Genomic DNA, 1,235 nt, shown 5'->3' with positions numbered 1-1,235 from the left:
GCTCTGGCGCCGCCATTCATCACGGCTCCGGAAAAGCTGTATATGGCATGCCGGATAAGCAGCGTATCACTGGCTTCGATCGCGAGTTCAGCCTCCGATGCCTGACGGAAATCCTCACTGTCTGTTTTAATGATGCTCAGGGATGCATCTGTGTCAAACACGCCTGGATCCGCCGTAACAGTGACCACGACTCCGTCAACAGCTTCGCTCTGTTCAAACGAAACAGCAGGCCCATCCCATGTATCCTGGTCCTCCGATCCGTTCGTGAGCGGATCGTCCTCAGAAAGTGCTTCTTCATCAGTGACTTCCGATGATGTGTCCTGCTGACCATCATCAGAAAACACCTCTTCAGCCTGGCCCGCATTTGCGGCCGGGATCTCTTCTGCCAATGCTGTGAGGCTGGTACTGCTCAGAATGAGCACAAGGCTCAGCAGGATCGCCATGACGTGCCTGCCACGTTCCCATTTCATCTGATACCTTCTCATCTGTTTTTCCTTTCTCGGTACAATAAAGTTGCCCTTCACCAGGCCGGACCGGCCCGCACGCCTATGGGAACGAGCAGGGACAGCGTCTTTGCCAGCGCCTTAGGATCGGCAGGGCAGTATGTCTGCCGGATCATCATTGGCAGCGCTTCCGTTTTGGTGATCGCTCGGATGCGGTCTTCCTTCGATTTTTCCAGGATGCAGATGGCCCGCACCGGCGCGGCAATGTTATGGCCCAGGTGGTGCTTCCCGTCCCAGGGGGTGCCGTAGACCGTGGCCGCGCCATGCTCACACACCTTGTTACATGGACAAGCCGGTTGGCAAAACTGTATATCTCTGTTATACACATATTCCTGCGATCCGCATCAGCCGGGGCTTCAGTCCTCCCCTTCGTCATCAATGACCATCGGGACACCAGTCTCGTAGTTTGACTCTTCATCATCCGTCTGCTCCGCATTCGGGGATCTGGAAGCGGGAGAAGAGGATACCTCCGGGGTTTTTGCTTTACATGCAGTCAGGTTCAGAAGGATCATGATGATAAAAACGACCGCAATTTCTCTAAAATACTTCATCCCTTACCTCTTTACCAGAATGGCAGGCAGCCTGCTCAGGCCACCTGCCATCCTGCTCATCCATTAATCGTCGTCATTGTCATCAATAGGGGATTGTGTAATCACGTCGTCTGTGTCAAAAAAGCAGACTTCCATTTCCGGGGATTCATAATTCTCTTTCACAGGGTCTCCTCCTTTTATT

The 1,235-nt window shown here is 53.3% G+C and carries 3 protein-coding genes; all 3 read right to left on the bottom strand.

The features are described from left to right. Positions 1 to 470 (bottom strand): hypothetical protein (locus BLT02_RS16690; protein ID WP_139187728.1); only part of this gene is annotated, 470 nt, incomplete at its 3' end. Positions 471 to 520: 50 nt separating this feature from the next. Next, entirely contained in the window at positions 521 to 829 is a 309-nt protein-coding gene (locus tag BLT02_RS16685) for a hypothetical protein (protein ID WP_139187727.1), read from the bottom strand. A gap of 30 nt (positions 830 to 859) precedes the next feature. Continuing rightward, positions 860 to 1,054 (bottom strand): hypothetical protein, encoded by a 195-nt coding sequence (locus BLT02_RS16680; protein WP_092998173.1) that lies wholly within the window; start codon positions 1,052 to 1,054, stop codon positions 860 to 862. Between the last annotated feature and the right edge of the window lie 181 nt (positions 1,055 to 1,235).

The organism is Sarcina sp. DSM 11001 (assembly GCF_900101015.1).
In the GTDB taxonomy this organism is placed as follows: Bacteria; Bacillota; Clostridia; order Lachnospirales; family Lachnospiraceae; genus CAG-791.
The sequence above is the reverse complement of the archived record's forward strand: the minus strand, read 5'-3'. Positions and strand labels throughout refer to the sequence as shown.

Bases quoted from the DNA above. Each gene is read 5' to 3' on its own strand.
- BLT02_RS16680 (WP_092998173.1), bottom strand. From the start codon at position 1,054: ATGAAGTATTTTAGAGAAATTGCGGTCGTTTTTATCATCATGATCCTT.